At 55.1% G+C, this 6,852-nt stretch carries 7 protein-coding genes; all 7 read left to right on the plus strand.

Annotated elements, in window-relative coordinates; all coding sequences use genetic code 11:
- Positions 1-39 precede the first annotated feature (39 nt).
- On the plus strand, positions 40-1,299 hold the full coding sequence (locus ACFPLB_RS14565) for a glycerate kinase type-2 family protein (protein WP_378230909.1): 1,260 nt from the start codon (positions 40-42) through the stop codon (positions 1,297-1,299).
- 307 nt (positions 1,300-1,606) lie between these two features.
- Positions 1,607-2,398 (plus strand): ABC transporter ATP-binding protein, encoded by a 792-nt coding sequence (locus ACFPLB_RS14570; RefSeq protein WP_378230911.1) that lies wholly within the window; start codon positions 1,607-1,609, stop codon positions 2,396-2,398.
- Positions 2,391-3,134, plus strand: a complete 744-nt coding sequence (locus ACFPLB_RS14575; RefSeq protein WP_378230913.1) for an ABC transporter ATP-binding protein — start codon at positions 2,391-2,393, stop codon at positions 3,132-3,134. Before ACFPLB_RS14570 ends, ACFPLB_RS14575 begins: the two co-directional genes overlap by 8 nt.
- A 28-nt stretch (positions 3,135-3,162) precedes the next feature.
- Positions 3,163-4,371: an ABC transporter substrate-binding protein gene (locus ACFPLB_RS14580; protein ID WP_378230915.1), complete on the plus strand. Its 1,209-nt coding sequence runs from the start codon at positions 3,163-3,165 to the stop codon at positions 4,369-4,371.
- A gap of 164 nt (positions 4,372-4,535) precedes the next feature.
- A complete protein-coding gene (locus ACFPLB_RS14585; protein WP_378230917.1) occupies positions 4,536-5,423 on the plus strand; it encodes a branched-chain amino acid ABC transporter permease in 888 nt (295 codons plus the stop codon).
- A gap of 8 nt (positions 5,424-5,431) precedes the next feature.
- Complete coding sequence (locus ACFPLB_RS14590; RefSeq protein ID WP_378230921.1) at positions 5,432-6,406, plus strand: branched-chain amino acid ABC transporter permease; 975 nt, start codon at positions 5,432-5,434, stop codon at positions 6,404-6,406.
- Positions 6,407-6,594: 188 nt separating this feature from the next.
- Positions 6,595-6,852: recombinase family protein (locus ACFPLB_RS14595; protein ID WP_378230919.1), on the plus strand; the 258-nt coding region annotated here is incomplete at its 3' end.

The raw sequence follows: 6,852 nt of genomic DNA on the forward strand, positions 1-6,852 counted from the left end.
ATCCTGCAAACCGAACTTCGCTTTATTGGGAGACGTGATGTGACCAGCGATGAAATGATATTGAGAGAGCTGTTCTCCGCCGCTCTTGTGGCTGCGCAGCCGGCCGGCAAGTTCGACGCCTGTTTGCCTCTTCCGGCGAAGGGACGGACAATCGTCATCGGGGCAGGTAAGGCGTCCGCGCAGATGGCCGCGGCCTTCGAGGACGCCTGGCTGGCGGCCGGTCACGCCGGGCCGGAAGGGCTTGTCGTGACACGATACGGCCATAGCGTCCCGACGCGCTATATCAAGGTAGTAGAGGCGGCACATCCGATACCGGATGATGCCAGTGAGCAGGCCAGTCGCCATATTCTGGAGATTGCTCGCTCTGCCGGCCCCGACGATCTGGTCGTCTGCTTGATCTCTGGCGGCGCTTCAGCGCTTCTATGCATGCCTGCTCCTGGCTTGACACTTTCTGATAAGCAGCGGCTGAACCACGAGTTGCTGCGGTCGGGGGCACCTATCGGTGCGATGAATCAGGTGCGAAAAGCACTGTCTGCCGTGAAAGGCGGGCGGCTTGCCGCGGCGGTGTGTCCCGCCCGGCTGGTTACCTACTTAATTTCCGATGTTCCGGGAGACGATGTCAACACCATTGGTTCAGGACCAACGATTTTCGAACATTCAGATCCGGAACAGGTGCTGGACCTGTTGCGCGCCTACGAGATCACGCTCACCGAAGCCATGGCTCGTGCGATAGGGCAGAACACAAACGCCGTTCAGCCTGTCGATGCCGTCGTCCATGTGCTGGCTACTCCACGCATGGCGCTGGAGGCTGCAGCGGCTAGGGCGCGGGCTCTGGGCATTTCCCCGCTCATCCTCAGCGATGCTATTGAAGGCGAAGCGCGCGAGGTGGCTAAAGTGCATGCTGCCATCGCCAGATCGACAAGGGATCACGGTGATCCTATCCGAGGCCCGTGCGTCATCCTGTCTGGCGGCGAAACTACGGTGACGATGAAGGGGAATGGCCGCGGTGGCCGGAACTCGGAGTTTTTGCTGGCTCTGGCTCTTGCTCTAGGGGATTCCAACGGAATTGCCGCTATTGCCGGTGATACGGACGGCATTGATGGTTCCGAAAGGAATGCAGGGGCCTGGATTGACGCGGATTTCATTCGTCTGGCCAGCGACATGGGTATAGAGCTTTCACAGTATCTGGATCAGAACGATGCGTATTCCGTCTTCGAAGCGACAGAGCGACTAGTCGTCACCGGACCGACATATACCAACGTGAATGATTTCAGAGCCATTTTGATAAAAAATGAATAAATAATAGTGACTTAGAGAGAAATCATAGGATGGAAAAATCTCCATATTAAATAGTTGATATATTAAGGCAAGTAGATTAAAATTCTACATTGATATCCAATATAAGGGCAAATTTCGGGGAGGAAAGGTTGCCAGAGGATCGGCCCTGTTCGCATGTGGGCGCGGCAGGCATTGTCTTCGGTTCATGTCTTCAAGGCGAGTCTTTCTAGGGACCAGGATCCGATCAGATCTTAAAAGTACAGGCCGAAGCGTATGCAGATTGTTGCATGGTGATACTCAGTATAGGTCATTGCGGTGAGGAGGTTGAATGCAGTTTTCTTCAAGTAAAACAGAAAAGTCAGTGCCCGGCGATGAGGTGATCCTTACTGCCTCCGACCTAACCATGGAATTCAAGGGGTTCGTCGCGGTCAACAAGGTCAATCTCTCGATCCGGACGGGATCGATCCATGCGCTTATTGGTCCCAACGGGGCCGGAAAAACGACATGCTTCAATCTCTTGACCAAGTTCCTGACCCCGACGCACGGAAAAATCATCTTCAAGGGTAAGGACATCACAACAAAGTCGCCTGCCGATGTCGCGCGGCTGAAGTTGGTCCGCTCGTTTCAGATTTCTTCGGTCTTCCCAAATCTGACTGCCCTGGAGAATGTGCGCATTGCCCTGCAGCGAACCCGGGGAGACAGCTTCGATTTTTGGCGCTCACAGAAGATCATTGCCGGCTTTGATGACCGAGCTCGCGTTTTGCTTGCTGAAGTAGGTCTGTTACAACTCGAGGGCGTGATCGCGGCGGATCTTTCCTACGGCCGAAAGCGGGCGCTGGAAATCGCCACCACACTGGCGCTCGATCCCGAGATGCTCCTGCTCGACGAGCCGATGGCGGGTCTCGGCCAGGAGGACGTTGAGCGGATCGCGGCGCTTATTAAGCGGGTATCCGTGAACCGGACAATCCTGATGGTCGAGCACAATCTGTCGGTCGTCGCCTCCCTTTCCGACTGCATCACTGTTCTTGCGAGAGGCGGGGTGCTTGCCGAGGGCGATTACGCGACGGTCTCCAAGAATCCAAGTGTCGTCGAAGCCTATATCGGAGCCGGACATGCGTGATGCGGAACTTGCAACTTATTCTCCTCCTGTAGCCAAGGAAGCGCTGCTACGCGTCAGAGACCTGCAGGGCTGGTACGGCGAAAGCCATGTGCTCCACGGCATCGATTTTGGTGTCCAACCCGGCGAAGTCGTCACGCTTCTTGGGCGCAACGGGGCCGGAAAGACGACAACGCTCAAGGCTATCATGGGCTTGCTCGGCAAGCGCTCCGGCTCTGTGGTCTTCGAAGGTCAGGAAACCATTGGGCTTCCCGCCCGGGCAATTGCGCGCGCCGGCATCGCCTTCTGCCCGGAAGAACGTGGGATATTCTCGTCGCTGAATGTCCAGGAAAACCTGCTTCTTCCACCACAAGTTAAGCCGGGCGGGCTGACGCTCGAGCGTATCTTCCAGCTGTTTCCGAACTTGAAGGAGCGCGCCTCTAGTCAGGGGACGAAGCTGTCGGGCGGCGAACAACAAATGCTGGCCATTGGGCGCATCCTCCGCACTGGAGCCAAAACCCTGTTGCTGGATGAGCCGACCGAGGGACTGGCGCCCGTCATCATACAGCAGATCGGGCGTACCATCGAGCAGCTCAAGAATGAGGGGTTCACCATCGTTCTCGTCGAACAGAACTTTCGCTTCGCATCGACCGTCGCCGACCGCCATTACATCGTGGAGCAGGGCAAGGTCATCGACATGATACCCAATAACCAGATGGATGCGAATATCGACAAATTGCACGCCTATCTCGGGGTGTGACACGAAATTCATCAAAAGGGAGAGAGAGATGAATTTAAGATCAGGCTTTTTTGCCGCTGCAATGTCCTTACTTGTTGCAGGCGCCGCCTTTGCGCAGGAACCTATCAAGGTCAAGATAGGCATTCTCAACGACCGGTCTGGGCTTTACTCCGACCTGTCGGGCGAAGGTTCTGTCATTGCTGCGAGGATGGCGGTCGAAGACTTCAAGTCTATCAACAGCACTATCGAGGTCGAAGTCGTTTCGGCGGACCATCAGAACAAGCCGGATGTCGCATCGAGCATCGCGCGGCAGTGGTACGATTTAGATGGCGTCGATGTCATCATGGACCTTCCGACTTCATCTGCGGCGTTGGCGGTGTCGGAAATCACCCGAGAAAAAAACAAAATCGTCATAGTTTCGGGTGGTGGCACATCCGATCTCACGGGATCCAAATGCTCGCCTAATACGATCCACTGGGCCTATGACACATGGTCGCTAGGAAATGGCACAGCAACGGCGTTGATGAATAAAGGCGACGATTCCTGGTTCTTCCTGACTGCTGACTATGCGTTCGGGCATGCACTGGAACGTGACACCGCCGCCATCGTCAAAGAGAATGGCGGAAAATTGGCCGGAAGCGTCCATCATCCTTTCCCCGGTACTGATTTTTCCTCGTTCCTGCTTCAGGCACAGGCGTCTGGCGCGAAGGTTATCGGACTTGCGAATTCAGCCGCCGACACCACGGGGGCAATCAAGCAGGCACGTGAATTCGGGATTATCGAGGGCGGGCAGAAGATCGCAAGCCTGCTCTTGTTCATCAGTGAGTTGCACGCTCTGGGCCTCGAAGCGGGCCAAGGTCTTATCGTGACCGATGCCTTCTACTGGGATGCCAACGAAGGCACCCGCAAGTGGTCGAAACGCTTCGGTGAAAAGATGAACGGTGCCATGCCAACCATGGCCCAGGCCGGAATCTATTCGGGATTGATGCACTACCTGAAGGCAGTCGCGGCCATCAACAACAAGGACAGCTTGCCAGTTATGGCGCAGATGAAGGCCACGCCGACCGATGATGTGCTGTTCGGTAAAGGGCGCATCCGTGAAGACGGTCGGAAGATCCATGATATGTATGTCTTCCAGGTCAAGACGCCGTCGGAATCCAAATACCCCTGGGACTACTACAATACTCTTGCAACCATCCCTGCGGAAAAGGCTTTTCGTCCGATGACAGACGGCAATTGCTTCCTCGTCAAGTTGTAACTGACGACGACCGGCGAGCGCGGATCTCATGTCAGCGCTCGCATACTGCCGACTTCTGAAAGGTGCAGGGTCTTTCGAAGTTTCTCCGTATGTGAATGTTTTGATTCAACGCGTTTCGCTTGCGTATAGTCGCGGCGCGATACGCCTTCTCGGAAGAGCGACTCATGTTTGAGCTAATTGGCATAATGCCGCAGGCTTTATTTGGGCAGTTGCTGCTCGGATTAATCAACGGATCCTTCTACGCAATCCTCTCGCTAGGCTTGGCAATCATATTTGGACTGCTGAACATCATCAATTTTACGCATGGTGCGCAGTACATGCTAGGTGCATTCGTAGCGTGGATGCTGCTAAATTACTGTGGTGTAGGTTATTGGGGTGCCCTGTTGTTAGCACCCATTATCGTCGGCGTCAGCGGCATTATTCTCGAGCGGTTCCTTCTGTCAAAGCTCTATCGTCTAGATCACCTTTACGGTCTGCTGCTGACATTCGGGCTGGGCTTGATTATCCAGGGTCTGCTGCGCAATCAGTACGGGATTTCGGGACTGAGCTATAGCATTCCCCCACAGCTTGCGGGCATGCAGGATCTCGGCTTCATGTTCGTGCCGAACTATCGTGCTTGGGTCATGATCGCCTCGCTTGTCGTCTGCTTTACTACGTGGTTTGTCATTGAGAAAACGAAGCTGGGTGCACATCTCAGGGCCGCAACGGAAAATCCCGTTCTGGTCGGTGCGTTTGGGATCAACGTCCCGCTGATGATCACGTTGACCTATGGTTTCGGAGTGGCACTTGCAGCCTTTGCCGGGGTGTTGGCTGCGCCCATCTACTCGGTCAATCCGGTAATGGGCGCTGACCTCATTATCGTCGTCTTCGCCGTTGTCGTTATCGGCGGCATGGGTTCTATTCTGGGCTCCATCGTGACCGGTTTTAGCCTCGGCCTCATCGAGGGCCTAACCAAGGTCTTCTACCCCGAGGCATCGTCAGTCGTTATCTTCATCATCATGGCTATCGTGCTCATGATCAAACCGGCAGGTCTTTTTGGGAGGGAAATCTGATGGCCGTCATCACGGATATCAATTCTAAGTCGACGTCGGTTCAGAATCCGACGCTTGGAATGCAACCACATCACGCGATCATCTTTCTATCCTTGCTCGGTCTGGGACTGGTCGGACCCTTTCTTCTCTACCCCGTTTTTCTGATGAAGGTGATGTGCTTCGCGCTGTTCGCCTGTGCCTTCAATCTTCTGCTTGGCTTTACGGGATTGCTTTCCTTCGGTCATGCCGCCTACTTCGGGATTGCCAGCTATATCGCCGCGCATGCGGTCAAAGTATGGGGCGTGTCACCGGAACTAGGCATCTTGCTCGGTGTCGCTTCAGCCGCCATGCTGGGGTTGGTTATCGGATCTCTGGCCATCCGACGCCAGGGTATCTATTTCGCGATGGTGACACTGGCCTTTGCGCAAATGGTATACTTCTTTTCTCTGCAGGCGCCGTTCACGGGAGGCGAAGACGGAATACAGGCGATCCCGCGCGGCAATCTCTTCGGACTTATCAGCCTTAGATCCGACTTCATGCTCTATTTTGTCGTCTTGGGTATAACCCTCGGCGGAATTCTGGCAATCTATCGTATCATCCACTCGCCCTTTGGTCAGGTGCTAAAGGCGATCCGTGAAAACGAAACCCGTGCCATATCGCTGGGTTACGACGTCAATCGTTATAAGCTGATGACTTACGTCCTCTCGGCAGCGATCGCCGGCCTTGCCGGATCAACGAAGGCATTGGTGCTTCAATTGGCATCTCTCGTTGATGTCCATTGGTCGATGTCTGGAGAAGTGGTTCTCATGACATTGATCGGCGGTATGGGAACTGTTTTTGGTCCAATTCTGGGCGCGGCTGTCGTCGTCACCATGCAGAATTACCTCGCCACATTTGGGGCCTGGGTTATTGTCATACAGGGATGCATCTTCGTCCTGACGGTTATGCTATTTCGAGAGGGTATCATCGGGCTTGTCGCCAAGTGGATAAAAAAGCCACTTTAGAGTCCCCGATAGGGGATCTGTAAACCCACATCGGGCTTTGGCATGTGTAGACAAAAGGCGTTGTCGCACAAATTCTAAAACCCGCGACAGACCGGCCGCCCCCGGTAAATCAGGACATTTCGTGTCGCATGTCTTTGTCGCAAGTGGTAAGAGACCTGCGACATAACTTGCGACAGGAATCCGCCCCCATGATGATCGGCTATGCTCGCGTCTCCACCCAGGGCCAAGACCTCGACCAGCAGCGCGCCGCGCTCAGCGCGGCCGGCTGCATCCGCATCTTTGAGGAAAAGGTTTCCGGGGCGAAGCGCAACCGGCCCGAGCTGGCCCGGATGCTCGACTACTTGCAGCCCGGCAATGTGGTGGCGATCACCAGGCTAGGGGTCGTTTGCGGGAGGGGGCGGAATCCTACGCTAAGGCTTTGGCCAGCGATATTCGCCGGTGAGGTT

It is taken from the genome of Aquamicrobium segne (assembly GCF_042656785.1).
In the GTDB taxonomy this organism is placed as follows: Bacteria; Pseudomonadota; Alphaproteobacteria; order Rhizobiales; family Rhizobiaceae; genus Mesorhizobium; species Mesorhizobium segne.